This is a genomic window from Aeromonas sp. FDAARGOS 1414 (assembly GCF_019047065.1).
GTDB classification, from domain to species: domain Bacteria; phylum Pseudomonadota; class Gammaproteobacteria; order Enterobacterales; family Aeromonadaceae; genus Aeromonas; species Aeromonas veronii_A.
Genome location: NZ_CP077210.1, coordinates 2605649 through 2630784, shown reverse-complemented (window position 1 = coordinate 2630784; position 25136 = coordinate 2605649). Strand labels below are relative to the sequence as shown.

24 protein-coding genes are annotated in these 25136 nt (G+C 56.8%); 12 read left to right on the top strand and 12 right to left on the bottom strand.

Going from position 1 to position 25136, the window contains the following annotated elements:
- Positions 1-14: 14 nt before the first annotated feature.
- The 3 genes from I6L44_RS11615 to queF all read right to left on the bottom strand — a co-directional run bounded on the left by I6L44_RS11615 (position 15) and on the right by queF (position 5016).
- Positions 15-1628, bottom strand: coding sequence for a diguanylate cyclase (locus I6L44_RS11615; protein WP_216951894.1), 1614 nt, complete (start codon positions 1626-1628; stop codon positions 15-17).
- 79 nt (positions 1629-1707) lie between these two features.
- Positions 1708-3990, bottom strand: coding sequence for a hypothetical protein (locus I6L44_RS11610; RefSeq protein ID WP_216951893.1), 2283 nt, complete (start codon positions 3988-3990; stop codon positions 1708-1710).
- A 177-nt stretch (positions 3991-4167) separates the two neighbouring features.
- Positions 4168-5016, bottom strand: coding sequence for an NADPH-dependent 7-cyano-7-deazaguanine reductase QueF (queF, locus tag I6L44_RS11605; protein WP_216951892.1), 849 nt, complete (start codon positions 5014-5016; stop codon positions 4168-4170).
- A gap of 204 nt (positions 5017-5220) precedes the next feature.
- Here queF and syd point away from each other — a divergent pair, with 204 nt between their 5' ends.
- A complete protein-coding gene (syd, locus tag I6L44_RS11600; RefSeq protein ID WP_216951891.1) occupies positions 5221-5769 on the top strand; it encodes a SecY-interacting protein in 549 nt (182 codons plus the stop codon).
- A 92-nt stretch (positions 5770-5861) separates the two neighbouring features.
- Here syd and I6L44_RS11595 read toward each other — a convergent pair whose 3' ends face one another.
- The 5 genes from I6L44_RS11595 to I6L44_RS11575 form a co-directional block, all read right to left on the bottom strand.
- Entirely contained in the window at positions 5862-6647 is a 786-nt protein-coding gene (locus I6L44_RS11595) for a Zn-ribbon-containing protein (RefSeq protein WP_216951890.1), read from the bottom strand.
- 3 nt (positions 6648-6650) lie between these two features.
- Complete coding sequence (locus I6L44_RS11590) at positions 6651-6947, bottom strand: hypothetical protein (protein WP_216951889.1); 297 nt, start codon at positions 6945-6947, stop codon at positions 6651-6653.
- 84 nt (positions 6948-7031) lie between these two features.
- Positions 7032-7268: a DUF2789 family protein gene (locus I6L44_RS11585; RefSeq protein ID WP_005338602.1), complete on the bottom strand. Its 237-nt coding sequence runs from the start codon at positions 7266-7268 to the stop codon at positions 7032-7034.
- 74 nt (positions 7269-7342) lie between these two features.
- Positions 7343-7642, bottom strand: a complete 300-nt coding sequence (locus tag I6L44_RS11580; RefSeq protein WP_139409987.1) for a DUF3301 domain-containing protein — start codon at positions 7640-7642, stop codon at positions 7343-7345.
- Between the two features lie 111 nt (positions 7643-7753).
- Positions 7754-8794 (bottom strand): DUF3549 family protein, encoded by a 1041-nt coding sequence (locus I6L44_RS11575; protein WP_005358648.1) that lies wholly within the window; start codon positions 8792-8794, stop codon positions 7754-7756.
- 276 nt (positions 8795-9070) lie between these two features.
- On the opposite strand from I6L44_RS11575, the gene I6L44_RS11570 reads away from it, so the two are divergent.
- The 6 genes from I6L44_RS11570 to ptsG all read left to right on the top strand — a co-directional run bounded on the left by I6L44_RS11570 (position 9071) and on the right by ptsG (position 15469).
- Entirely contained in the window at positions 9071-9406 is a 336-nt protein-coding gene (locus I6L44_RS11570) for a YqcC family protein (protein ID WP_005338596.1), read from the top strand.
- Positions 9403-10176, top strand: coding sequence for a tRNA pseudouridine(65) synthase TruC (gene truC, locus I6L44_RS11565; protein ID WP_041202291.1), 774 nt, complete (start codon positions 9403-9405; stop codon positions 10174-10176). Before I6L44_RS11570 ends, truC begins: the two co-directional genes overlap by 4 nt.
- A 90-nt stretch (positions 10177-10266) precedes the next feature.
- Positions 10267-10707 carry a flavodoxin gene (locus tag I6L44_RS11560; protein WP_216951888.1) on the top strand — a complete coding sequence of 147 codons (441 nt, stop codon included), beginning with the start codon at positions 10267-10269 and terminating at the stop codon, positions 10705-10707.
- A 530-nt stretch (positions 10708-11237) separates the two neighbouring features.
- Positions 11238-12557 carry a maltoporin gene (locus I6L44_RS11555; RefSeq protein ID WP_302054505.1) on the top strand — a complete coding sequence of 440 codons (1320 nt, stop codon included), beginning with the start codon at positions 11238-11240 and terminating at the stop codon, positions 12555-12557.
- Between the two features lie 86 nt (positions 12558-12643).
- A complete protein-coding gene (locus I6L44_RS11550) occupies positions 12644-13615 on the top strand; it encodes a MalM family protein (protein WP_216951886.1) in 972 nt (323 codons plus the stop codon).
- Positions 13616-14038: 423 nt separating this feature from the next.
- Entirely contained in the window at positions 14039-15469 is a 1431-nt protein-coding gene (gene ptsG, locus I6L44_RS11545) for a PTS glucose transporter subunit IIBC (RefSeq protein ID WP_005338586.1), read from the top strand.
- Positions 15470-15738: 269 nt separating this feature from the next.
- Here ptsG and I6L44_RS11540 read toward each other — a convergent pair whose 3' ends face one another.
- The 4 genes from I6L44_RS11540 to map all read right to left on the bottom strand — a co-directional run bounded on the left by I6L44_RS11540 (position 15739) and on the right by map (position 20774).
- The gene (locus I6L44_RS11540) at positions 15739-16122 is read right to left on the bottom strand and encodes a DUF3461 family protein (RefSeq protein WP_005338583.1); all 384 of its coding nucleotides are present in this window, start codon (positions 16120-16122) and stop codon (positions 15739-15741) included.
- A 126-nt stretch (positions 16123-16248) separates the two neighbouring features.
- Positions 16249-17076, bottom strand: a complete 828-nt coding sequence (dapD, locus tag I6L44_RS11535; protein WP_216951885.1) for a 2,3,4,5-tetrahydropyridine-2,6-dicarboxylate N-succinyltransferase — start codon at positions 17074-17076, stop codon at positions 16249-16251.
- 174 nt (positions 17077-17250) lie between these two features.
- A complete protein-coding gene (gene glnD / locus I6L44_RS11530) occupies positions 17251-19899 on the bottom strand; it encodes a bifunctional uridylyltransferase/uridylyl-removing protein GlnD (RefSeq protein ID WP_216951884.1) in 2649 nt (882 codons plus the stop codon).
- Between the two features lie 86 nt (positions 19900-19985).
- Positions 19986-20774, bottom strand: a complete 789-nt coding sequence (map, locus tag I6L44_RS11525) for a type I methionyl aminopeptidase (RefSeq protein ID WP_216951883.1) — start codon at positions 20772-20774, stop codon at positions 19986-19988.
- Positions 20775-21145: 371 nt separating this feature from the next.
- Between map and rpsB the strand changes: the two genes are divergently transcribed.
- The 5 genes from rpsB (at position 21146) to uppS (ending at position 25121) form a co-directional block, all read left to right on the top strand.
- On the top strand, positions 21146-21874 hold the full coding sequence (gene rpsB / locus I6L44_RS11520; RefSeq protein WP_204385178.1) for a 30S ribosomal protein S2: 729 nt from the start codon (positions 21146-21148) through the stop codon (positions 21872-21874).
- A 104-nt stretch (positions 21875-21978) separates the two neighbouring features.
- On the top strand, positions 21979-22860 hold the full coding sequence (tsf, locus tag I6L44_RS11515; RefSeq protein WP_005343781.1) for a translation elongation factor Ts: 882 nt from the start codon (positions 21979-21981) through the stop codon (positions 22858-22860).
- A 71-nt stretch (positions 22861-22931) separates the two neighbouring features.
- Positions 22932-23666, top strand: a complete 735-nt coding sequence (gene pyrH, locus I6L44_RS11510; RefSeq protein WP_005343782.1) for a UMP kinase — start codon at positions 22932-22934, stop codon at positions 23664-23666.
- A gap of 48 nt (positions 23667-23714) precedes the next feature.
- Entirely contained in the window at positions 23715-24272 is a 558-nt protein-coding gene (frr, locus tag I6L44_RS11505; protein WP_216951882.1) for a ribosome recycling factor, read from the top strand.
- Positions 24273-24344: 72 nt separating this feature from the next.
- Positions 24345-25121: a polyprenyl diphosphate synthase gene (gene uppS / locus I6L44_RS11500; RefSeq protein ID WP_216951881.1), complete on the top strand. Its 777-nt coding sequence runs from the start codon at positions 24345-24347 to the stop codon at positions 25119-25121.
- Positions 25122-25136 lie beyond the last annotated feature (15 nt).

Genomic DNA, 25136 nt, shown 5'->3' with positions numbered 1-25136 from the left:
TTTTTAGTCACAACTCAGGCCAGTGTCACTTGATCCCGACCTGCGTTCTTGGAGTGGTAGAGCGCTCTGTCCGCCCGTTCGAACACATCGGAGGGGTTGTCACCATCCTTGAACAGGGTTGCGCCGATGGAGATGGTGATCTCCACCTTGGCATCGCGAAAACGGAACGGGATGCTCTTGATGGTCTGGCGCAGGGTTTCCAGCGGCTTCTGGAACTTGTCCGGGTTGATATTGGGCAGCAGCACCACGAACTCTTCGCCGCCGAAACGGGCGATGAAGTCAGTGTCACGCAGGGCGCTCTGCAGCGCTTTGGCAACAACCTTCAACGCCTTGTCGCCGGCCATGTGGCCATAATTGTCATTGATGTTCTTGAAGTGATCGATGTCGATGATCGCCATGCAGAGCGGAGTGCGGTAGCGAAGCCAGCGCTTGAACTCCTGCTCCAGCCGCTCGTCGAGGGCGGCCCGGTTGTGTACCTGAGTCAGGCTGTCGAGGAACAGCTTGTGCTTCTGAATGGTCAGCCGCTTCTTGTATTCGGCGGTCTCATCCTTCATCAAGCGCAGCTTGGACTCCATGGTGGAGAGGCGGGTGAGCAGGTGACGTTCCCGTGCTGCGGTACTTTCCCGTTCTTGCAGCAGCAGATTGATGGCGCCCATATGGCCGGAGATGGCACGCTTGAGCGCATCGATGGAGTTATGGCTGGCCAGGGAGTGGTCGATCGCCTGCAGTTCGCAGACCAGAGCTTCGCGGGTTTCACGGGTTTCATTTTGTAGCGCACGCCCCTCATCGAGGGATTCGGTAAAGCCGACATGCACTGCTGACAGGCTCTCGTTGAGGGAGCTGAGAAAGGCGCGGGAGGCTTTGCGCTCCTCGCGGGTGCCTTCGATGATAAGTTCGATGACCTGCATACAGGTCTCTGCCAGCATGGCAGGATTGATGCCGATCAGCAGTTGACGGCGGATATCCCCGAGGCTCTCGCCAATTGAACCGGCGAAATCAAGTTCGGTGATCAGCCGCTGCAGTTCGTCTGCGATACGCGCATGATCTTTGAGGTCAAACGGCTCAACATCAGGTTGGGGTTCACAACCGGGCTCGCTCTCTTGCTGTTGGGGCGCTGAAGAGCCGGACAGTGGCTGGCTTGGCAGCAGCTGGATCTTGATCGCCTGCTGATAGAATTCAAGCAGGCGGATCACCTTCTTTTGATGATCGGCAATACCATAGCCGGCGGGGCTTTTCAGAAATTCCTTGAGGGATTTTCGGGTCTCTTCCGGGAAGCCCTTGATGGTTTTTAGCTGTTTTGAGCCAAGATCAATGGCTGCCTGGGTCAGGGTGAGCGACTCTTCCAGTGCATTGCTGTGCTGCTGCAGCAACTTCTCGATGGCAAGTAGCTCTGCATCCAGCGAGGTGAATGCGGGATTGCTATCCAGTCTCTGCTTGAGCTTGGCGAAGCGATTGTCCAGCTCACGATCGAAGCCGCGGCAAGAGAGCATCAGCTTGTTGATAAACTGGATGCCACGAGCTCGCTCTGCATCGGAAAAGGAGAGAACGCCGTCGAGCTCCAGCTGTTTTTGCTGGAGGGATTCCCTGAGCCTGGCCAATTGTCCTGCTACGGCAGCGATGTCATTCATTATCAGGTCGCCCTGTTGTCATTATTGTTTTTGGTGTTGGATAGCAACAGTGGCCGAACCCGAGGTTGAGTGTCGTCTGTTATCTATTATTTGCCGGCTGGCCTTCAGCCGCTTGCATCCTTGCGAGGCTGGGCCAGTTAACCCATTGCTTTTCATGAGAAGAATTGACTTTTACCAGCCCCTTGTCAATTGCCATCAAGCCGCATTGCCACACATCCCCATTAAAAAATGCAGCCTGCTGGCAATCGATGGCGGCGAGCTCCAACCAGGCGTTTTGCCGGTATTTTTCACTGAGCTGAATGGCTCCCGAAAGGGCGAGATAGCAGAGGTCGAACAGGCCATTGTGATCGAGCGCGGTCGCCGCCTTGGGCAGGAAGGGGTGGCTGACAATCCCCAGGCTTATCTGGCGATCAAGCTCGTATTGGCAAGGGAAGGCGGCGATTGCGGTTAGCAGGTCTCCCGCAAGTTGATGCAGGTTGGTCACGTGGCGCTGTGGCACCACATAGAGCATGTGTCCTTCACGCAAGTCATAGATACGGCCATCTTGCGGGGTCAGGGTATCCATATAGATGCCGAACGCCTGCTCGATTTCACGGCTGACCTGATAGCCGTGGCGCTCGAGGGTGTTGACCATAAAGGGCACCCTGAACAACAGGTAGTGCAGCTTGTCATCGAATTCGCTGTGCTCTTCGCTCAGATACCAGCGCTCCGATTTCAGCTGGCGTTTTGCCATCTCTCGTGGCCAGCGATTCATCAGCCGCTGCCAGTTGGCAAGTCCGGAACGGGGTTCGATCAGCAGGGCCTCGCCAGTGCGTTTCAGTTGCAGACGGGCGGTACGCAATTTGAGCCAGAGGGTGAAGAAGAGGTAGATGAAGAGCGCCAGCAGCAGGCTGGTGGTAATGCTCGACCAGAGATAGCGCTCCTGCTGGTGCTGGCTGTTGTTAAGCTGCTGCTCCAGCTCCTTGATGTGTTGTACCCGTTCAACCTGGACATAGTTGTCGCGGATCGCAGCCTGCTCCTGATCAATTTCCTGCTGGCGAACCTCTTCTCCCAAACGATGGAAGCGCTTGTAGCTGTCGAGGGCCTGGTGCAGGTATCCCTTCTGCTCATACGCAAGTGACAACAGACGGAATACTTCGTACTGGCGGCGAGTGTCGCCTACCTGATTGGCCAGTGCCCGGGCATTTTCCAGCTGCAGGATGGCGATGGCCGCCTCCTGCTTCTTCAGATAGAGCTCGCCGAGCAACAGCAGGGTATCGATCAGCGGCTCTTTGGCATCGCCCAACTCGTGGGACTGCCGGGCTGCATTGAGGTAGTTGCCGGCCAGCGAGAGGTTACCGCTTTGCAGATAGGTTTTGCCAATCTCGTACTTGAGCAGAGAGGCCTGCGGCCGACTGCTTCCCTCATCGAGCAAATCCAGCGCATTGAAGAAGTAGACCAGCGCCATATTGAGGTCGCCCTGATCACGGTTGAGTCGGGCCAGCACGATAAGTGAGTCGCATAGCAGTGACGGATTGCCGATGGAGTGAAAATAGTTGGCCGCTTCATTGGCATATTGCAGCGCTTTCTGGGGCTCCTGCTCTTGCTGATAGAGTTTGACTATCTGGTTGGAGAGCAAGCCGAGAAAGAGCGGGTCGTTGAGATTCTTGGCCTGCTGCTGGGCATCGATATATTCACCCAATGCCAGCTGGGGTTGTTGCAGCACACGATAAAGGTCGCCGCTGATGGCGCTGACCCAGGCGCTGGCAAGAGGATTGGCGGCTTTGGCAGCCCAGATCCTTGCATCCGCCAGATGGGTCTTGGCGTCTTCAAGATGCTGATTTTCAATCTCGTAGCTGGTGCGTTGCAGGCGGCTATAGATCTGTAACTGGCTCTGTTTGAGGTCGGGACGGGCCAGCTGTTCGTCCAATTGTTCCAGCAGGATACGGCTGTTGTTCTGGCCATCTTGCCTTAGCCCCTGGCTACGGATTTTGAGATAGAGGGCGTGGGCCTTGAGTTCGGGTTGGCGCTCTCTCTCCGCCAGCTCCATCGCCTTGTCGAGGGTTTGCTGGGTAGCTTGATATTGGCCAAGCTGGATTCGGCACTCCCCTTCAAGCAGGTGTGCTCCGATGGTTTGCGAAACGGTGCTGTAGCTGAGCAGAGGCTCGCGATAGCCGAACTCCTGACGATTACTGATGATTTGCTGGGGATTATTGGCCGCACGCGTCAGAAAGGCGGAGGTGATCTGAACACATCTGGCAGGGTCGGTCAGCACCAGTGATTGGGCCTGTTGCAGATCCAGGGATAGTTGCTCCTTGTCCAGATCCAGATTTGGAGCGGACAGAGAAGACATCATCATAGCCAGAAAAAACAGTTGATTCATTGGATTAAGGACGGCGCAGAGGTGTTGGCATGTTATCCAAGCCCACCCCTGCGAGTCCAGCGTTTACTGATGGTGTGCTCAGGCTCCTTTGTAGCCGGATGCATCAAGGCGCCAGCAGGGTTGAGATAGCAGGGCGCTGTGGTGTGATACCGGGAAGCCCTTTATCAACGTCTGCTCTTATTGACGGATCAGACGCAGGTTGGTTGGCACGGCTTCGAAATCGGAGCGGAACGGGTTGATGTCGAGGCCGCCGCGGCGGGTATAGCGTGCATAGACGGTCAACTGCTCAGGCTGGCAATAGTGCTTGAGGTCGATAAAGATCCGCTCGATGCACTGCTCGTGGAACTCGTTGTGTTGGCGGAACGAGATGAGGTAGCGCAGCAGCTTCTCCCGATCGAGTTTCGGCCCCTTGTAGCGGATTACCACGGAGCCCCAGTCGGGCTGGCTGGTGACCAGGCAGTTGGATTTGAGCAGGTGGCTGTGCAGAGTCTCTTCAACCTGCTCGCTGCCGACCGCCCCTTGCAGCAGGGACGCATCAAACTCGTAATTGTCTACCTCGATATCCTGCTCATCAATGCACTCGCCGGGCAGCAGGGCAATCTGGTGCGGCGCCTTGTCGAGGGGGAACAGGGTCACCTTGACGGTCTCACCGGCACAGGCACTCAGATCCTTGGTCAGCATGGCGGCGACTGCCTCGATAGAGTCGCAACGGGTCTGGTTGAAGGAGTTGAGGTAGAGCTTGAAGGATTTGGATTCGATCAGGTTCGCACTGGTGGCCGGAATGGCCACTTCACCCACCGCCACCATCGGCTTGCCCTTGGCATTGAGCCAGGAGAGCTCATAGAGGGTCCAGACATCGCAACCGCTAAAGGGCAGGTCATCGCCCAGCTTGAGATCATCCCGGTTCAGGCTACGTGGAACCGGCTGCAGCAGGGAGGGGGTGTACTGGCTGATGTAATCGGATTGCTGGCCCAGGCTCAGGCCGGTCAGGGCGCTGGCCCCGGCGTATCTATCTTGTTTGCTCACAGGGTTGCTCACGTAATCTGCTCATGATGAGTGGAATGAAACGGGCCATTGCAGGGCCGGATGGTTGCAGCCGCTTGGCTTGGGCGTCGGCCTCTCTGTATCCCGGGTTCTGTTTCCCGGGTCACTAGGTCGGCTGGCAACCTTGTCTGTTACCGGGTTTGGTGGTGCAATAGCGGACTTTGCCAGCAATTGTGGGGATTTTCGATGTCGGATCAAGTTTTGTCTGCCCTGGAGCACTTTTTTGCCCGCTGGCAACGGGATGGCGAGGCCAGACGAGGCCTGCCCCTGTGCGAGTGGGAGGCGGACTGGCGTTCCCCCTGCCAGCTTGGTGAGCCCGCCGATGGTCGGGTGGCCTGGCGCCCTCACCAGCGCTCCGAGCCCGGCGATTTCACCGCCATGAACGAGGCGCTGGAGCTGCAGCTTCATCCCGCAGCGACCACCCTGTTTGGCCACTGGTTCAGCCGCCCTGTGCCCTGCCTCTTCAAGGGGCTGCGCCTTGAACTGATCCTGCCGTGGAACGAGGCGGATCTCGACCTGCTCAAGGAGAACCTGATCGGCCACCTGCTGATGCTGCGCAAGCTAAAACGAACCCTCTCCATCTTTATTGCCACCACCCGCAACGAGATGACGCTCATCTCCCTTGATAACGAGAGTGGTCAGGTGTGGCTGGAGTGGCTCGATTCAGGCCGCCGTCTGACGCTGGCTCCCTCCTTACCGGCGTTTCTGGAGCGGCTGGAGACGTTGCCGCAATAGCACCTGCTCGAGCCAAGGTTACCCATCGGAACGAAAAGAGCCTTGCTATGCGGCAAGGCTCTTTTTTATGGGGTTGCGTATAGGGAACGCGCTTAATCCTTGAAATCCCAGGAGAGGTTGGAGACCAGACGGCAGCTGTCGCACTTGAAGTCGAAGATCTCGTGCAGTGGCTCTGCCAGCGCCCACTCACCGCCACAGCTGGGGCAGGGGCGCGCCTTCTCCTCGGCCGCGCTCAACCCGCCCACTCGGTAGAGGTAGTAGTAGGTGGGGATGCCGCTCAGCACTTCCAGCCGCTTGGCCAGATCGGTGCCGCGCCGGTAGAGGCGGCTGCCCACTTCGCCGATTTCGTGCAGCGCCGCATGTTCGGCGATGGAGCCGTTCATCTGTAACTGATCACACGCCTCCCAATCCTCCTGCCACTTGATGATCTGTTTCTGATCGCCGTTGGCGACTGCGGGCAGTTGGTAGAGCGGAATGGGGGCGAAGTGGTCGCCACAGCGCAGCGGCGAGCAGGTGTGCAGGAAGCTGGTGTAGAGCATCATCCAGCTCGGCCGCTCGCCCTGCTGGCCGCAAGGATCTGTGCTGTCGGAGAGCAGATCCGCCCCCTGCAGCTGGAGTTTCGGCGCCAGCAGCCCGGCCTGATTGAGCTGCTGTTCGGCCAGTTTGACCTGCTCGCTCTGGTTGTCGGGGTGCAGGCTATCCTGTTCCGGGCAGACCACCCGACTGACGAAATAGCCCTCATGCATGCTGGTGGGGAACTCCCGCCCGAGGATCTGGCCCTGATAACGCAGCATGTCGAGGTAGTTGACGATGGCCCGCTCGGCGTCGCCAAGGGAGGTATCGCGGTAACACTCAAAGCAGAGTTCGACGATATACATGGTTCAGCCTTGCCCCTGCTGAAGGAGCAGGTCGGTCAGGCGATCCACCTTCTGTTCGATGCGTGCGAGCTGTTCGGCGAGTTGCTGCAGGGTGAGCGCCGGCGCTGGCTGGGGGGCTGCCTCTTGCAGGATCTCGCTCTCGGCGGTCGCGACGGGCTGCTGCTTCCACTGGCTCAGCACTTTCAGCAGCTCGGCTATCGGCACAGGCTGGGTGAGGCGGGCCTTGATCATGGCGGTGGTGGGTGTCAGGCCCTTGGTGGCCAGCTCGTTGGCAATTCGGATGATCTCGTGGGCGGACATAAGCATGCTCTGGGTGAGAAGGGGGGATCGATATCGGGGCGGGATCTTAACCAAAGCCAGCAGGGGAGGAAAGGGGCGGGCGGCTTAGCGGGGCTGGCGCAGCATCACATCGAGCTGGTCGATCGCCTCGCACCAGTCGGAGTCGTTCCACAGGGCATCGCGCAGAAAGCTGGCCTGGGCGGCGTTCCAGAAACCGGCCTCCGGCAACAGGGTTTCATTGTCGAGGTGATGGTCGTGCACAAAGCGGTGCAGGCTCAGCTCGTCGTTGGCCATCCCGAGCTGGGCAAACAGGGCTGGCAGATCGTGGACAAGGGGTTCCATCTCGTCTCTCCCTTTGTTTAATCCCTGAGATTATAGACAGGCACAGCCATCGGGCGCAGAGACGAGATTGGGGATCAGGCAGAGGGGATGCGATGGGGTGGCAGATCAACGCCTACGATGTGCAGCCCCTGCATCTTGAGGGTGCCCTGATAGTGGCTCTCGCCATCGCTGGAAAATTCAAACTGATAGTGGGTCAGCAGCCGCAGGGGATTATGTGCCAGCTCCCGCCGATGGCGAGCCAGTGACAGCAGTTGCAGATCATGGTGCTGGCAGTAGCGGCGCATGTATTGCCAGGCCACTTCTGCCTGTTGGCGTTGCAGCCAGAACAGGCCGGCAATCGCAATCAGCAACAAAATTCCGAGCATCTCTCCCATAGGCGGGCTTCCTTATCGTGATGTCGATAACCGGGAGTCCTGCTCGGCACTCCCGATCTCCTTTTCTATTTCCCGCCGTGTTGCCTCGTGGCGTGAGGGGGAGGCGAGGGATCAGGCCGAGGCAAACAGACGGCCGATGGCCTTGCCCAGCGCATCGCTGCGGTCGGGGTCGCGCAGTCTGGCCAGCATATCATTGCGCAGGGCCGGTAAAGTGACCAACTCGGCAAAAACCTGATTGAAGAACTGGGTCGGTTGCAGTGCCAGTTGTTCCAGATAGTGGCTGAGCAGATTGGCATCTTTCAGATCGGGCCAGAGCCGGCCGGCGATGGCGAGCAGTAGCGCAGGGCTTGGCTGGGTTTGCAGCAGGGTCAGCAGCTTGTTGGTGCGCAAAGTGCTGCCGGGGCAGGAGGCCATGGCGCGGCAGAGGTAGGCCAGGGTCTCAGGGTTGGGGGCTGCGCACTCCTGCTCCATGCCGATCCGCTCGAGCAGGGCGCCTTGTACTGCCGGTGGCAGCGGGGCGTTTTCAAGGCTCTGGCAGAGGGCATAGAGCGGCTCTTGCGGCAGTTTGGGCAGCGCCTTGCAGATCAGCGCCAGATTGCGCTCATCATGCAGCCGCTCCGCCAGATCGGCAAAGCCCTGCAGCCCCAGCGTCTGCCAACCTGTATCGTTGGGGGCGGCCAGATAGTGGCAGAGGGCATCGTAATAGGCGGAAGGGGCCTGCTCCAGCTGGCGCGCCAATTTGGCGTGCAGACTGGCCATCTTGGCCTCCGCCGGGCGGAAGGTGTAGGGATTGTCGGCCAAGCGCTGGGCTTTTTCCTCGTCCAGATCGCCGGTGAGCTTGTAGCCCAGGGTCTCCACCACCTGATCCATGAACAGCTTGGGGCCATTTGACATCAGCAGGCCGCGCTCATCGAGGGCAAACTTGAGGAACCAGAGGTAGTGGCGAGACTCGCTCGGCTGGAAGAAGTGCACACCCAGCCAAGCGTGCTGTTGCAGCGGCCAGGGATAGGGCTCCTGCTGCTGTTCGATGCGCACAAAGGTATCGCTTGCCAGTGGCCGCACCTGGCGGCCCATGTCAAACAGCTGGAACTGGGTGCCAGCCTGAGTCAGAAATTCGGTCAAGGTATTGATGGCAGTAGGCGTCGCAGACATGGTGAGATCCGGCTAATGGTGATGCGGGCCGATTATAAGGCCCTTGCCGAGGATAGCCAGTGGCAGCAGACGTGCGCTGCGGCAGATATCAACATGGCAGCCATGCGGGGGGAGGTGTATAGTATTGCCCTTTTTTAACGGCGGCAGGCCGCGCTGGTTGCCGTGTATGTCGTTGACCCGGCTGAACCGCCGGTGCTGTGCGACTGAATGTATCGGCATCCTGGCTGACCCTGTCGGGTCGGCGGATCAATTTGTGGTTATGAGGAAGAGAGCGAGATGAATCAATATTTGCTGGTAGCTGGCCTGTTGGGGGAACTCACCGCCGAGTTGCAGCGCCTTGAGCGCTGGCAAGCTGACCATCCCGGTGACGAAGCCCTGGCAAGCACCCTGCCTTTTTGTGTCGATACCCTGAGCTTTGATCAGTGGCTGCAGTTCGTGCTGATCCCGCGCATGGAGCAGCTGGTGATGTTGCAGGCGCCACTGCCCACCAGCGTCTCCCTCTATCCCATGGCCAGCGAAGTCTACAAAGAGGATCTGGCCGAGGCAGAAGCGTTGCTGCGCCTGATCGCCCGCTTCGATCTGCTGCTTTCCGGCAAAGTGATTGAACAATGATGCCAGATCAAACCCGAGAAGAGAGTGACCTGAAGCTGACCCTGCTCTATCAGGATGAGTGGCTGGTGGCGGTCAACAAGCCGTCCGGTCTGCTGGTGCACCGCAGTTGGCTCGACAAGGGCGAGACCCGTTTTGCCATGCAGATGACCCGGGATCTCATCGGCGGTCGCCATGTCTATCCGGTGCATCGCCTTGACCGACCCACCTCCGGTGTGCTGCTGTTTGCGCTCGATCCGGTGATTGCCCGCGCACTCACCGAAGCCTTTACCCAACGTCAGGTGCACAAGGAGTATCTGGCATTGGTGCGTGGCTGGGCGCCCGAGCAGGGGGTGATCGACTATCCCCTCAAGGAGCAGCTGGACAAGATTGCCGATGCCATGAGCAACCCGGATCGCCCGGCGCAGGATGCCGTCACCACCTTCCGTCGCCTGCATCAGGTCGAGCTGCCTCATGCGGTCTCCAAGAAGCACCCCACCAGTCGCTACAGCCTGGTCAGATTGTTCCCGAAGACTGGCCGCAAGCATCAGCTTCGCCGCCATATGGATCACCTGTTCCATCCCATCGTCGGGGACACCACCCACGGGGATGGCCGTCACAACCGCTTCTTTCGCGAGCACTTTGGCTGTGAACGGCTGCTGCTGGTGGCCCGCACCCTGAGCTTTACCCATCCGGTGCTCAAGGTACCGATGCGGATCCAGGCGCCACTCGGTCAGGATGTGCTGCGCCTGTTTGCCGAGCTGGGCTGGCCCGCCAGCGAGAGCGACTACTAAGCGCCTGATCCTCAGCCTTGAATCGGTGGCATCTGACGCCAGCTTGCTGATAGAGTTGCTCAAAAGAGTGACTCAAGCAGGGAGAGGAGAATGGCGCAGATCGATATCGTGGTAGGAACTGTCTACGGCGCAGCCATGCTGGTGGCCGAGACCTTGGCAGATGAGCTGGAACGCAAGGGGCATCACTGTACCCTGCATGAAGAAGCACGGCTGGCGGACATAGACCCCGGCCGTTTTTTATTGCTGGTCAGTGCCACCACCGGGCAGGGGGACATTCCACCCAATCTGCAGCCTTTTGCCAGCGAGCTGGCCGACAAGGCACCTTGGCTCAAGGGATTGCGTTATGCCCTGATTGCCATGGGGGACAGCAGCTATGACCATTTTTGTGGCGCGGGCCGTCGGCTGGACGGATTGCTGCAAGAGTTGGGGGCCACGCGAGTGATTTCCCCGCTGGAGCTGGATGCCACCGTGCACGATGAACCCGAACAGGTGGCACTCAGCTGGCTGAAAAAGTGGGATATTCAGCCCTGAATATTCTCTTGAATAGAGCCATATCAATCCCCTGAGCCTTAAGTAGCAGGGGATTGTTATTTGCACAAAAACCATCTCACTCTGCAACGCATATTTCCCCTGATGGCGGAGGGGTATTTTCCCCTTTTAGCATTCCATTGCCGTAATGGTTTCACGCGCACCGCAGACCCGTCATCCAAATAAAAGTTCCATCTTGAAAGCGATCTCAGTCATGTTTTTGTCATTCGAACGTAAAATAATGACTTTGGTTCAGTCGCGAATTAATTGCTGGTAACGCTTTCAGGTTTGTTTTTATTGCTAGTTTTGTGGTCTTGCTGGTCATTTATTGCTTCTTTGGTCGTTTTTTTACCTGCTTGTGTTGTGGTGATCGCTTGCCGAGCGATTTGTCGCCATTTTGTGAGTCGCTTCATATTTGTCGTGAAATACGCTCCCTATAATCAACCTCGGTTATCACCAACAGGATTACATGGTGATAAGAAGTTGAATATTCAGGATCACACTCCTCACTGCGGGAAATAAGGAATATGACAATGAAAATGAAGTGGCTCCCGATTGCAGCAGCTGTTACTGCCGCCCTGGCTTCCCAAGCCGCCTTTGCCGTAGATTTCCACGGTTACTTCCGTTCCGGTGTCGGTGTTTCCGGCGACGGCGACATGGTTAAATACAACGTCAATAAAGTTGGCCGTCTGGGTAACGAAAATGATACCTACGGTGAAGTGCAACTGGGTCAGGAAGTATTCAACAAAGATGGCAAGACTTTCTATGTTGATTCCATGTTTGCCATGGCTTCCAACGGTTCAAACGACTGGGAAGGTACCGGTACTGTTTGTAACTTCGATGCCAAGCAGTGCAATGGTGATTCTGACTTCGCTCTGCGTCAGTTCAACGTACAAGCCAAAGGCTTGCTGAACTTTGCTCCTGAAGCAACCCTGTGGGCTGGTAAGCGTTACTATCAACGCCATGACATCCACATCTCCGACTTCTACTACTGGAATATCTCCGGTGCTGGTGCTGGTATCGAAGGCATCCAGGCTGGTCCGGGTAAAGTCTCTTTCGCATGGGTACGCAACGATCGCAGCGCTGCCGATGTGTTTGGCCAGTACACCCAAACCGGAGTGGATGGCAACGGTAACCCGACCTATCAGAAGAATGAAGATCTGAACGTTAACACCTTGGATCTGCGTTATGCCGGCATCCCGCTGTGGACCGATGCGTCCTTGGAACTGGGCGTTGACTATGCTCTGGTCAATGAGACCAACGATCAGAAAGCACTGAAAAAGAATCCGCAAGATGGCGTGATGCTGACTGCTGAACTGACCGCAGGCATCCTCGGTGGTTTCAACAAAACCGTGCTGCAATACGGTACCGAAGGTTACTCCAAGACCATGGCTTTCTATGGCGATGGTTCCTGGTACGGCGCTGAAGCCAAAGACGGTGCTGACGGTTTCCGTATCATCAACTGGGGCGTTGTTCCGATGGGCAACTCCTGGGAGATGGGTCACCAGCTGGTTTACGGTGTAGGCAACGAAATGTGGGACGGCAACGACAAGTGGGAAACCATGTCTGTTGTTGTTCGCCCGATGTACAAGTGGGATGACTTCAACAAGACCATCTTTGAAGGCGGCTACTTCAAGGACAACAACAAGTCCACCAATGGCAGCGAAGACAAAGATGCCGGCTACAAGCTGACCCTGGCTCAAGCCTGGTCTGCTGGTTCCAGCTTCTGGGCCCGTCCGGAAATCCGTGTGTTCGCCTCCTACCTGGCTAACGACGAAGACAAGAAAGTCTTCGAAGGCAATACCTCCAAAGACACCTACCAGTTTGGTGTGCAAGCAGAAGCTTGGTGGTAAGCAAAAGTTTAAGTTAGTGACTGCCCCCTCATGGGGGCAGTTTTGTTTCGCCGGATCACGGCCACCGGATTATGGAGATAAGAAAAATGAAACGGGTAAAGATGTCTATTGCAGCCGTAATCACTGCGCTATTAACCGGTTGTGCCGGCAACATGGTTGTTCCTCTGCAAGAACATGGCTCTATCTTGAGCGATGCAGATCAAGCCAAGCAAGCGTTGGCCAAAGCCTCCAGCTGCTGTGTGGCGTTTAAAGATTTCAGTTATGCCCCCTTGCCTGAAGGTGAGACCTTGCTGGCCATCGATGGCAAGCAACCCACTTTTCAGTTTGATGAGGGGATGAGTTACTTTGCGGCTTATCGCCTGCCGGCCAACACCGGTAATCTGGCGATCAGCCTGGCATCACAGGTGAGCAAAACCGTGATGGTGCCCAAAGTCATTATGCTGGATGCCGAGTTCAAGGTGACTCGCGTACTGGGTGAGTCTGTATTCAGTTATCAGCCTGCTCACCTGCTCGATAACGACCGTATCGAAGGGCGTCTCTTTGTTGACCGCAGCATGCCTGGCAACCCGGCCAGCGAAACATACATGATCGTCTATGCGCCTGCGGACCAACTCTCTGGCAGCACAACAATCCTTCATCCATCAAAAGCGTTTGCTCGTGCTAATGGTACCGTTGAGCCTGATATCAAGGATCCGGTGATCCCGCACTCCCCTTGGGGTTTGGTGCAGATCAAAGTCAAAGATATGGCCCGTGGGAGTGGTCTTGAAGCGGTATTCAAACCCGAATATGCCGATAAGGTGGCCATGAGCCAGGGTCAGCAGGTTGCCGCGATAGCGACGACTGCAGCCGTTACCACAACTACAACAGCTGCGGTCGCAGCCAAACCTGCTCCTGCCATGCTGAGTGAAACAGAAGCCTTCTACCAGAGCCAGATCGAAAAAGCGGTCAAGGCGGGGGATATCGACAAGGCGATGAAGCTGGTGAACGAGGCTGAACGGGCTGGTTCAACCAAGGCAAAAAGCGTGTTTATTGATGCGGTCAAGCGCTCGCAAAAATAGAGTAATACGACCGTTTGCTGGTCAGATATATTTGTTGAGGCCTCCCTTGTTGGAGGCCTTTTTAATCGGTAGACTGTAATAAATAAAAGTCACGCCGTTACACTTGGTTACAATAGGTTGCCGTTTGATGTAAATGGTATTATTAAAATACAAAGTGAAACTGCTATTTATATGTCTTTGTAATAGAGTGACAATGCGGATTATTAACTTATATTAGATGCGTTTTTTAGCCGCTAAACAAGTTGTGATCTTCCCTCCAAATTCAATATTCCCCCGCCTTCGAAAGCAGCAATTTATGACCCGCTGGGTTATATTCTGATGGTCAAAATAAACAAGCCCGACTCGAAGATATCTGAATGAATCAGTGCTTATTTCATCCAGATAGATCGTTCAGGGACGACAATCCATTCAGGAGCGCACACAATGTTCAAAAATGCTTTCTCTAATCTGCAAAAGGTTGGTAAGGCGCTGATGCTGCCAGTATCAGTCTTGCCAGTCGCAGGTATTCTGCTGGGGGTGGGTGCTGCCCATTTCAGCTGGATGCCGGAAATTGTCTCCCAATTGATGGAGCAAGCCGGTGGTTCTGTATTTGGCCAGATGGCCCTGCTGTTTGCAGTGGGTGTTGCTCTGGGCTTTACCAATAACGACGGTGTATCCGGTCTGTCAGCCATCGTTGGCTACGGCATCATGGTCGCAACCCTGAAGGTCATGGCACCTGTGATGGGTGTTGAAACCATCGAAACCGGCGTGCTGGGTGGTATCCTGGCCGGTGGTATCGCTGCCTGGGCGTTCAACCGTTTCTACAAGATCCAGCTGCCAGAGTACCTGGGCTTCTTCGCGGGCAAACGTGCCGTACCCATCATCACCGGTTTCCTCTCCATCGGTCTGGGTGTGATCCTGTCCGTGATTTGGCCGCCAGTGGGTGGCGCCATCGGTGCCTTCTCTGACTGGGCTGCCAACCAGAACCCGGTACTGGCCTTCGGTATCTACGGCGTGGTTGAGCGCTCCCTGATCCCGTTCGGTCTGCACCACATCTGGAACGTACCGTTCTTCTATCAGGCTGGTACCTGCGTCAACGGTGCCGGTGAAACTGTTCACGGTATCATGACCTGCTTCCTGACTGCTGATGACGCGTCCCGCGCTGCCGGTAACGGCTTTGGTCAGCTGGCTGGTGGCTACCTGTTCAAAATGTTCGGTCTGCCTGCTGCTGCGTTCGCCATTGCTCACGCTGCCAAGCCGGAAAACCGCGCCAAGATCGTTGGTATCATGGCCTCTGCAGCCCTGACCTCTTTCCTGACCGGTATCACCGAGCCGATCGAGTTCTCCTTCCTGTTCATCGCTCCGGTTCTGTACGCAATCCACGCTGTACTGGCTGGTCTGGCTTATGTGCTGACCAACTCTCTGGGTATCGTACACGGTCACACCTTCTCCAACGGCTTCATCGACTTCGTGGTGCAATCACCGCGTGCCGACAACATGCTGCTGCTGGTTGGTCTGGGTCTGGTTTACGCGGCTATCTACTACGTCGTATTCAGCTTCGTTATCCGTGCCATGAACCTGAAAACCCCGGGTCGTGAAGACGAGACTGCTGAAGAGGCCGTTGGCCAAGGCAAAGACGAGATGTCTGCTGCTCTGGTTGCCGCCTTCGGTGGTAAAGAGAACATCGCTTCTCTGGATGCCTGCATCACCCGTCTGCGTGTTGGTGTGAAAGATGTTGCCAAGGTTGACCAGGCTGGTCTGAAGAAACTGGGTGCTGCCGGTGTGGTAGTGGCTGGTTCCGGCGTTCAAGCCATCTTCGGTACCAAGTCCGACAACCTGAAAACCGACATGGACATCTGGATGAAGAGCAACTAATCCTGTTGCCTGAATATCAGCGTGTTTGAAGAGGGAGGCGAAAGCCTCCCTCTTGCTATTTCTGGTTATGGATCGTGCGAGTCACAGCAGGTCGAACTCGGCAGGAGTCTCGTTACCCAAGATGCGATGTGTAACGGGATGCCCTATGTCGGCACAACCGCTGGTGTGCCTCGCTCGACTTATCGCATGTCATCACCTGATAAACCTATATAAAGTCAGCCAATAAAAAGAGCGCCACATTGGGCGCTCTTTAAGCAAGAGGGGGAGGGTTAGAGTTTCTCCAGATCCCGTTCGATTTCGCTGATCTTGTTTTGTACCACTTTTTCCAGATGGCGCAGGTCGCGCAGGATCTTTTGCTTGATGTCCGGGTCGGCCTGCTGATGGACGCCCTGGGTCAGGTTGTCCAGCTCATCCACCACATATTTGAGGTTGGCGTTGATCTCGGTGACATCCTTGTACTCATGGGTACCGGAATCGACCAGCATGGTCTTGCGCTGGCGTGGATACTTGAATTTGACACTCTTGGCGAAGAACTCGCCTTTCTGCTTCTTGAAGTAGATCTTGAGGATGTCGTGGTTGGCCTCCTGGCGCAGGGTATAGCTGTCGACGGAGGCGGGATCCTGGATCCCCAGGCTCTTCAGATTCTCGTACATCAGGCTTCCTCGGTTTGAAACGATCCTGTCCCATCCATCTTAACCGATGCCTCATGGCTTGCCTGTGACAGGGGCGCCAAAATGAAAAGGGCGCCATCAGGCGCCCTTTCATCACAGCAATGCTGATTACTCGTCGATGGAGCGCAGCAGGGCGTTGATGCCGACTTTGGCACGGGTTTTTGCATCGACCTTTTTGACGATCACCGCCGCGTAGAGGCTGTATTTACCGCACTTGGAGGGCAGGGAGCCGGAGACGACCACGGAGCCAGCCGGTACGCGGCCGTAGTGGATCTCGCCGGTTTCACGGTCATAGATGCGGGTGGACTGGCCGATGAAGACGCCCATGGAGATGACGGAACCTTCCTCGACGATCACCCCTTCAACCACTTCGGAGCGGGCACCGATAAAGCAGTTGTCTTCGATGATGGTCGGGTTGGCCTGCAGCGGCTCCAGTACGCCGCCGATGCCGACGCCGCCGGAGAGGTGGACGTTCTTACCGATCTGGGCGCAAGAGCCGACAGTGGCCCAGGTATCGACCATGGTACCTTCGTCAACGAAGGCGCCGATGTTGACGTAGGAGGGCATCAGCACGGTATTGGGGGCGATAAAGGAGCCTTTGCGAGCTGTTGCCGGCGGCACCACGCGCACACCCGCTTCCTTGAACTGCTCGGCGGTATAGTTGGAGAACTTGAGGGGAACCTTGTCGTAGTACTGGGCATCGTCGCCCTTGATGATGCCGTTGTCGTTGATGCGGAAGTAGAGCAGTACCGCTTTCTTCAACCACTGATGGACAACCCACTCACCGGCGATCTTCTCGGCAACCCGTGCTTTGCCGGAGTCCAGCAGGTCGATGGCTTGCAGGATGGCGGACTTGGTGGCGCTATCCACGGAGCCCGGAGTAATGATGTCGCGGCGCTCGAAGGCCGCTTCAATGATCTGTTGCAACTCGGTCATGACAGGTTTCCTTTAAAAAATTCTGTTTGTTGTATCACACTTTTCCGACTGTTTTTAAGGGGTTGACCGGAATTCTTCCGGCCAGCGGCCATTTCTTCATCCTGTGTGCGCCAACCAGTTGTTTGGTATGGCAAAAAACGCCCGACAATCAGCCTCTTTCGAATCACTCTTCGCTTAATCCAGTACCGACTGCTGGGGATTGAGCTGGTGTACCAGTCGCTCTTCCAGCTGTTTTTGCTGCTCGGCGGTCAATGGCTCGCCATCGAGGCTGGTCAGGCTGAAAAAGTCCTCGACCCTCTCACCAAAAGTGGCGATTTTGGCGGCGTGTAGCGACAGTCCGCACTGCTGGAAAACCGCACCGATCCGCGCCAGCAAGCCGGGGGTATCGAGGGCAGTCAGCTCCATCAGGGTGTGACGGCTCTCCCCTTTAGTGGGCGAAGAGCGGGGCAGGAAGACTACCCGGGTCGGTACGCTGAACTGGCGGTGGCGCCGCGACAACGGCTTATTGCGCAGCACCAGCTTGCCCGGCTCCTGCAACGCCTTCTCCAGCGCTTTCTTGATGGTGGCGGTGCGATTGGGGCTGATGGGCTCGCCGCTCGGCTCCAGCACCACGAAGGTATCGAGCACATAGTTACTGCGCGAGTTCATGATCTGGGCGTCGTGGATGTTGAGGTTCTTCTGATCCAACGCCGAGGCCACGGTGGCAAACAGATTCGGGGTATCGCGGCAGTAGATAAATACCTCGCTGCCGCCGCGGGTCGGGTGTTTGCCGATGATCACCAGCGGAGCCGGATTGTCGCCATGCTCGATGATGTGGCGGCAGTGCCAGGCGATCTGTTCCGGGCTGTGACGCAGGAAGTAATCGGCCTTGAAGTCGCCCCAGAGCTGGTTGATTGCCTCTTCCGATACATCCCGTTGCGCAAGCAGTTGCTTGGCCTGACGCTGGTTTTCGCGAATGCGCAGCCGCATGTCGGGCGGGTTCTCCAGCCCCTGGCGCAGCGCCTTCTGGGTGGCGAAGTAGAGCTCCCGCAGCAGGGTGCCCTTCCAGTCGTTCCACAGGGTATCGTTGGTGGCGCAGATATCGGCCACGGTGAGGCAGTAGAGCAGGTCTAGATGCTGCTCGTCACGCACCTTCTGGGCAAAGTCGGTGACCACGTCGGGATCGTAGATATCGCGGCGCTGGGCGGTAACCGACATCAGCAGGTGATGGCGCACCAGCCAGGCGACCAGTCGGCTCTCGTAGCGATCCAGACCGTGCAGCTGGCAGAACTCCAACGCATCGACGGCGCCGAGCTCCGAGTGATCGCCACGCCGCCCCTTGGCGATATCGTGGAACAGGGCGGCGATGCTGAGCAGCTCCGGTTTGCGCAGTCGGGTGAACACTTCATGGCAGAGCGGATGGGTTTGGCGACTGGCCGGATTGGGAAACTGATGAATGTTCTTGAGCAGCCGGTGGGTGTGCTCATCCACCGTGTAGGCGTGGAACATGTCGAACTGCATCTGGCCGACGATGAGGTTCCATTGCGGCAGATAGGCGGCGAGGATGCCGTACTTGTGCATCAGGGTGAGCGGTAGGCCGATGCCGTTGGGGTGGCGCAGCAGCGCCATAAAGAGGCGACGGCAGTCGGGCAAGTCTTGCAACCAGCAGTTGAGTTTGCGGCGCGCCTCGCGCAGCTGGCGCAAGGTGGCGGAGTGGATGCCCGCAATCTCGGGATGATGGGCCATCTGATAGAAGAGGCGCAGGATAGCGGCCGGTTCACGGCTAAACAGCTCCGCATCCACCGCATCGATGAGGCGGCCACGGATCTGGAATTCGTCGGAGAGGCGGCGCACATCCATGGCGGTGTTGCCGAGGATCGCCTCGTCAAACAGCTGCAGCAGCATCTCGTTGAGCTCGGAGACCCGCCGTACCGTCTGATAGAAGCGTTTCATCATCTGCTCGACCGGAGTGTTGCCTTCCCCCTCGAACCCCAACATCTGGGCTACGGTGCGCTGGCGATCGAACAGCAGGCGGTTATCTCCCTTGTTGATGGCCATGTGCAGGGCAAAGCGCACCTTCCAGAGAAAATTCTGGCAGTCGAGCAGTTCGCGGTACTCGGCGCGATTGAGAAAGCCGTGGCTGGTCATCTCGAACAAGGTAGTGGCGCCAAAGTGGCGGCGGGCGACCCAGGCGAGGGTTTGAATGTCGCGCAGGCCGCCCGGATTGCTCTTGAGATCGGGCTCCAGCTTGTAGGCGGTGCCGAGAAACTGTTGATGACGCTCCGCCTGCTCCTGGCGCTTGGCACGAAAGAAGGCTTCACTTGGCCAGAAGTGCTGGGGGCCGGTGGCCTCTTTCAGTTGCCGAAAGCCCTCCTGGCGACCTGTGATGTAGCGGGCCTCGATGAGGTTGGTGGCGACCGTAATATCGGCGCGCCCCTGCTCGAGACACTCCGCCACGTTGCGCACCGCCTGACCCACCTCCAGCTTGAGATCCCACAACAGGGTGATGAACTCGCCAATGCGTAGTCCCAACACTTCGTCCAGTTCGTCGCCGTCATAGAGGATCAGCAGGTCGATATCGGAGTGGGGGTGCAGCTCGCCGCGGCCATAGCCCCCCACCGCGATCAGGGTCAGGTCGCTCTTGTCGAAGCCAAACTTCTGCCACAGGCGGCAGAGCAACTGATCCATGTATTCGGAGCGGGTGGCAACCAGCTCGATGATGTTGTCGCCGGCATCAAAACGGGCGTGCAGCCAGCCGAGAAAGCGGCTCAGGTACTCTTTGCAGTTGTCGCGAGTGAGCTGATCATCGGGTAACAAATGGGGGGAAAGCAGGCTGGCGTCCATGGCATCTCACACGCAAGTGGCAGGCAAACGGCTGAAACAGAAGTAAAAACCCCGGCGCTTTGGAAGTTCAGGGCCGGGGTTCGATGTTAGCTGTGTTTGATGAAGCGGTCGATAGTGTCATCGGGGCGCAGGGTGAGCACCTCGCAGCCATCCTCGGTCACCAGCAGGGTGTGCTCCCACTGGGCGGAGTCGCCGCCATCCTTGGTGGTCACGGTCCAGCCATCCTTCGGATTGACCTTGCAGTGATACTTCTTGCTGTTGACCATCGGCTCGATGGTGAAGCACATGCCTGCTTTCAGCTCCAGCTTGCCACTGTTGCGGTAGTGCAGGATCTGCGGCTCTTCGTGGAACTCGGCACCGATGCCGTGGCCGCAGTAGTCACGCACCACGGAGAAGCCGGCCTTCTCGACGATGGGCTGGATCACGGCGCCAATTTCGGTGATGCAGGCACCCGGACGCACCTTCTTGATGGCAGCGTAGAGGCTCTCTTGCGCAACCTTGCAGAGCTGGCGGCGCAGCGGGGTGGTCTCGCCCACGATGAACATGGCCGAGGTATCGCCGTGGTAGCCATCCTTGATAACGGTGATGTCGAGGTTGATGATGTCGCCATCACGCAGCTTCTTGTGGTTCGGGATGCCGTGGCAGATCACATCGTTCACCGAGGTACAGATGGATTTGGGGAAACCGTGATAGTTGAGCGGGGCCGGGATGGCCTGCTGCACGTCGACAATATAGTTGTGGCAGAGGGTGTTCAGTTCGTCAGTGGTGACGCCAGCTTTGACATGGGGCGCAATCATGACCAGCACATCGGCGGCCAATTGGCCGGCAACGCGCATCTTTTCAATCTCTTCCGGTGTCTTGATTTTAATGGACATGGGATCTCTCTTGGGACCTGATCGCGCATCTATCGATGTCCGGCAATCAGGTAATGAAAAATAGATGCGTTTGCAATCAGGCCAAAATTTTATCCGCAACCCCCGCGTACTTCCAGTGTGATTGTCATCACAGCGTCAAATGGCAGTCGCAACCTCCTCTGGCGGGATCCAGATTTACACCTGTTTAGAGTGTCGGCCGGTGGTGTCCTGAACAAAGTTATGGTATAAAGCGCGCCGGAATGGGGAACTTGCGTCCCGATTTCATCACCCTTACTTAAACAACACACACACATCGACACATATGCCGGGGTGCCTTAACGGGTCGGTTATATGGGATGTGTGGAGGCCTAACCCCAATATAGAGGTATAAAATGGCTAAAGTTTCTATGCGCGACATGCTGCAAGCCGGCGTTCACTTCGGTCACCAGACTCGTTACTGGAACCCGAAAATGAAATCCTACATCTTCGGTGCCCGCAGCAAAGTTCACATCATCAACCTGGAAAAAACCGTTCCGATGTTTGACGATGCCATGAACTTCATCAGCTCCGTAGCTGCCAAGAAAGGCAAGGTACTGTTCGTAGGTACCAAGCGTGCCGCGTCTGAAGCCGTAAAAGAAGCCGCTGAGCGTTGCGACCAGTTCTATGTTAACCACCGCTGGCTGGGCGGCATGCTGACCAACTGGAAAACCGTTCGTCAGTCCATCAAGCGCCTGAAAGATCTGGAAACCCAGAGCCAGGACGGTACCTTCGAGAAGCTGACCAAGAAAGAGGCGCTGATGCGTACTCGCGAAATGGAAAAGCTGGAGAAGAGCCTGGGTGGTATCAAGAACATGGGCGGCCTGCCTGACGTTCTGTTCGTTGTCGATGCCGACCACGAGCACATCGCTATCAAAGAAGCCAACAACCTGGGTATCCCGGTAGTTTCCATCGTTGATACCAACTCCAACCCGGACGGCGTTGATTACGTCATCCCGGGTAACGACGACGCTATCCGTGCCGTACAGCTGTACCTGAATGCTGCTGCTGACACCGTACTGGAAGCTCGCGAGCAGGACATCGTTGTTCAAGCCGAACAAGATGGCTTCGTTGAAGCTGAGTAATTGATAAGGTCTGCAAAGCCCTTATTAACCAAGCTGATGTAATTGGTTAGCAGGGGCCCTTGTGGCCCCTGTTTCTTGTCAATTCAAGACCGAGGATACTGGACATGGCAAACATTTCTGCCGCCCTGGTAAAAGAACTGCGCGAGCGCACCGCCGCTGGCATGATGGATTGCAAAAAAGCACTGGAAGAGGCCAACGGCGATATCGAGCTGGCCATCGAGAACATGCGTAAATCCGGTCAGGCCAAAGCCGCCAAGAAAGCTGGCCGTATCGCCGCTGAAGGTGTGATTTTCGCCCGTACCGAAGGCAACGTTGCCGTCATGATCGAGCTGAACTGCGAGACTGACTTCGTTTCCAAGGATGCCGGTTTCCTGGCCATGGGTCAGAAGATCGTCGAGATCGCAGCTACCCAGAAGATCGCAGACGTTGATGCGCTGAAAGCCGCTGATTTTGGCAACGGCGAATCCGTAGAGCTGACCATCACCAACCTGATCGCCAAGATCGGTGAGAACATGAACCTGCGTCGCGTGATGCTGGTTGAAGGTGACAACCTGGGCACCTACGTTCACGGTTCCCGCATCGGTGTTATCACCAAGCTGACCGGTGGTTCCGACGAACTGGCCAAAGATCTGGCCATGCACGTTGCAGCCAACAGCCCGCAATTCGTCAAGCCTGAAGATGTATCTGCTGAAGTCGTTGCCAAAGAGCGCGAAATCCAGATCGACATCGCCATCAACTCCGGCAAGCCGAAAGAGATCGCCGAGAAGATGGTTGAAGGTCGCATGAAGAAGTTCACCGGTGAGGTTTCCCTGACTGGTCAGCCGTTCGTGAAAGATCCTTCCATGACTGTTGCCGAGCTGCTGAAGAAAGAAGGCGCTGACGTTGTCTCCTTCACCCGTTTCGAAGTGGGCGAAGGCATCGAGAAGCAAGAGACCGATTTCGCTGCTGAAGTTGCAGCCCAAATCGCGGCCGCTCAAAAGGCCTAATCGAACCGGTTTTTCCGTTTCCCCAGACCGCGACTTATGTCGCGGTCTTTATATGACCAGGAATCAGTGACATGAGTACCAATCCCAAACCTGCATACAGACGTGTTCTTCTGAAGTTGAGTGGTGAAGCCCTGCAAGGATCCGAGGGTTTCGGCATTGATCCGGCAGTGCTGGAGCGGATGGCCCAAGAGATCAAAGAGCTGGTTGAGCTGGGTGTTCAGGTCGGTCTGGTCATCGGTGGCGGCAACCTGTTCCGTGGTGCCGGTCTTGCCAAGGCGGGCATGAACCGCGTGGTGGGCGACCACATGGGTATGCTGGCAACCGTGATGAACGGTCTGGCCATGCGTGATGCTCTGCATCGTGCTTATGTGAATGCCCGTCTGATGTCTGCCATTTCCCTGCAAGGGGTTTGTGATTCCTACAGCTGGGCCGAGGCAATCAGCCAGCTGCGTGCAGGCAAAGTGGTGATCTTCTCTGCCGGTACTGGCAACCCCTTCTTCACTACCGATTCTGCGGCTTGCCTGCGCGGGATCGAGATCGAAGCCGATGTAGTGCTCAAGGCCACCAAGGTTGATGGTGTATACAACGAAGATCCAGTCAAGAATCCGGATGCCGTGCTGTACCATGAATTGAGTTATGATGAAGTTCTTGAAAAAGAGCTCAAGGTGATGGATCTTGCTGCTTTTACTCTGGCACGTGACCATGATCTGCCGATCCGGGTGTTCAACATGAACAAGCCGGGCGCTTTGCGCCGGGTTATCATGGGTGAGCCGGAAGGTACCCTGATCCATTACGTCAGCAAATAATATAGATGCGAGCCGCATGGCGGCTCGTTCGCCAAAAGGAAAACCGCTGTGATCAACGAGATTAAAAACGACGCCAAGGAGCGTATGGGCAAGAGTGTCGAATCACTCAAGACCCAGATGTCCAAGATCCGTACTGGCCGTGCTCACCCGAGCCTGCTAGACGGCATCCAGGTTGAGTATTACGGTGCTGCCACTCCGCTGAAACAGTTGGCCAACGTCGTGGCAGAAGATGCTCGCACCCTCTCCATCTCCATTTTTGACCGCTCCATGATCCAGGCGGTAGAGAAGGCGATCCTGACCTCCGATCTGGGCCTGAACCCCTCCAGCAATGGCCAGACCCTGCGCGTGCCGCTGCCGCCGCTGACCGAAGAGCGCCGTCGCGACCTGACCAAGATCGTCCGTGCCGAAGCGGAAAACGCCCGTGTTGCCGTGCGCAACATTCGCCGCGATGCCAACGCCGACCTGAAAGCGCTGCTGAAGGACAAAGAGATCTCCGAAGACGACGACCGTCGCGCCCAGGAAGAGATCCAGAAACTGACTGACTCCTACATCAAGCTGGTCGATGAGGCTCTTGCTGCAAAGGAGAAGGAGCTAATGGAAATCTAAGCGCCTGAAAGGTATATTACGAGCGCCGTGTAGTGCCCCTGCACGGCGCTTTTGTCTTTGTGGGAGAAAACCATGTCGCTTTTGGCTGCGTTGGGTGATTGTGCCAACTCGTCTTTACCCCGTCACGTCGCCATCATCATGGATGGTAACGGTCGCTGGGCCCAGAACCGAGGCAAGATGCGGGTTTATGGCCACAAGGCGGGCGTCAAGTCAGTGCGCGAGGCCGTTACCTTTGCTGCGCGAGCCAAGATCGAGGCATTGACCCTGTTTGCATTCTCCAGCGAAAACTGGCGTCGTCCGGAAGGGGAAGTCAGCGCCTTGATGGAGCTGTTCATTACCGTGCTGGGCCGCGAGGTGAACAAACTTCACAGTCACGGGATCCGGCTCAGGGTGATTGGCGATACCGCTCGCTTCAGTGATCGGTTGCAGGCCAAAATCGCCAAGGCGGAAGCCTTGACCGCCAATAACAAGGGATTGACCCTGAATATTGCGGCCAACTATGGCGGCCAGTGGGATATCGCTCAGGCGGCTCGCAAGCTGGCCCGCGCGGTTGTTGCCGGTGAACTGGCCGCCGATGACATCGATGAATCCATGCTTGGTCGCGAAGTGTGTATGGCCGACCTGCCGCCGGTGGATCTCCTGATCCGTACCGGTGGCGATCATCGCATCAGCAACTTTGTGTTATGGCAGCTCGCCTATGCAGAGCTCTATTTTACCCCGGTATTGTGGCCCGATTTCAACGAGGCCGAGTTCAGTGAGGCGGTTGCCTCTTTCGTTGCCCGCGAGCGTCGCTTCGGTTGCACGGGTGAACAGATACGGGAATTGATCGCCGAGCAGCAGACCGGCTAAACCCCGCTCCCAAGA

Excerpts from the sequence above, each read along its gene's own strand:
- I6L44_RS11615 (WP_216951894.1), bottom strand. The coding sequence starts at position 1,628 with ATGAATGACATCGCTGCCGTAGCAGGACAATTGGCCAGGCTCAGGGAA.
- I6L44_RS11610 (WP_216951893.1), bottom strand. The coding sequence starts at position 3,990 with ATGAATCAACTGTTTTTTCTGGCTATGATGATGTCTTCTCTGTCCGCT.
- syd (WP_216951891.1), top strand. The coding sequence starts at position 5,221 with ATGTCGGATCAAGTTTTGTCTGCCCTGGAGCACTTTTTTGCCCGCTGG.
- I6L44_RS11595 (WP_216951890.1), bottom strand. The coding sequence starts at position 6,647 with ATGTATATCGTCGAACTCTGCTTTGAGTGTTACCGCGATACCTCCCTT.
- I6L44_RS11590 (WP_216951889.1), bottom strand. The coding sequence starts at position 6,947 with ATGTCCGCCCACGAGATCATCCGAATTGCCAACGAGCTGGCCACCAAG.
- I6L44_RS11585 (WP_005338602.1), bottom strand. The coding sequence starts at position 7,268 with ATGGAACCCCTTGTCCACGATCTGCCAGCCCTGTTTGCCCAGCTCGGG.
- I6L44_RS11580 (WP_139409987.1), bottom strand. The coding sequence starts at position 7,642 with ATGGGAGAGATGCTCGGAATTTTGTTGCTGATTGCGATTGCCGGCCTG.
- I6L44_RS11575 (WP_005358648.1), bottom strand. The coding sequence starts at position 8,794 with ATGTCTGCGACGCCTACTGCCATCAATACCTTGACCGAATTTCTGACT.
- I6L44_RS11570 (WP_005338596.1), top strand. The coding sequence starts at position 9,071 with ATGAATCAATATTTGCTGGTAGCTGGCCTGTTGGGGGAACTCACCGCC.
- truC (WP_041202291.1), top strand. The coding sequence starts at position 9,403 with ATGATGCCAGATCAAACCCGAGAAGAGAGTGACCTGAAGCTGACCCTG.
- I6L44_RS11560 (WP_216951888.1), top strand. The coding sequence starts at position 10,267 with ATGGCGCAGATCGATATCGTGGTAGGAACTGTCTACGGCGCAGCCATG.
- I6L44_RS11555 (WP_302054505.1), top strand. The coding sequence starts at position 11,238 with ATGAAAATGAAGTGGCTCCCGATTGCAGCAGCTGTTACTGCCGCCCTG.
- I6L44_RS11550 (WP_216951886.1), top strand. The coding sequence starts at position 12,644 with ATGAAACGGGTAAAGATGTCTATTGCAGCCGTAATCACTGCGCTATTA.
- ptsG (WP_005338586.1), top strand. The coding sequence starts at position 14,039 with ATGTTCAAAAATGCTTTCTCTAATCTGCAAAAGGTTGGTAAGGCGCTG.
- I6L44_RS11540 (WP_005338583.1), bottom strand. The coding sequence starts at position 16,122 with ATGTACGAGAATCTGAAGAGCCTGGGGATCCAGGATCCCGCCTCCGTC.
- dapD (WP_216951885.1), bottom strand. The coding sequence starts at position 17,076 with ATGACCGAGTTGCAACAGATCATTGAAGCGGCCTTCGAGCGCCGCGAC.
- glnD (WP_216951884.1), bottom strand. The coding sequence starts at position 19,899 with ATGGACGCCAGCCTGCTTTCCCCCCATTTGTTACCCGATGATCAGCTC.
- map (WP_216951883.1), bottom strand. The coding sequence starts at position 20,774 with ATGTCCATTAAAATCAAGACACCGGAAGAGATTGAAAAGATGCGCGTT.
- rpsB (WP_204385178.1), top strand. The coding sequence starts at position 21,146 with ATGGCTAAAGTTTCTATGCGCGACATGCTGCAAGCCGGCGTTCACTTC.
- tsf (WP_005343781.1), top strand. The coding sequence starts at position 21,979 with ATGGCAAACATTTCTGCCGCCCTGGTAAAAGAACTGCGCGAGCGCACC.
- pyrH (WP_005343782.1), top strand. The coding sequence starts at position 22,932 with ATGAGTACCAATCCCAAACCTGCATACAGACGTGTTCTTCTGAAGTTG.
- uppS (WP_216951881.1), top strand. The coding sequence starts at position 24,345 with ATGTCGCTTTTGGCTGCGTTGGGTGATTGTGCCAACTCGTCTTTACCC.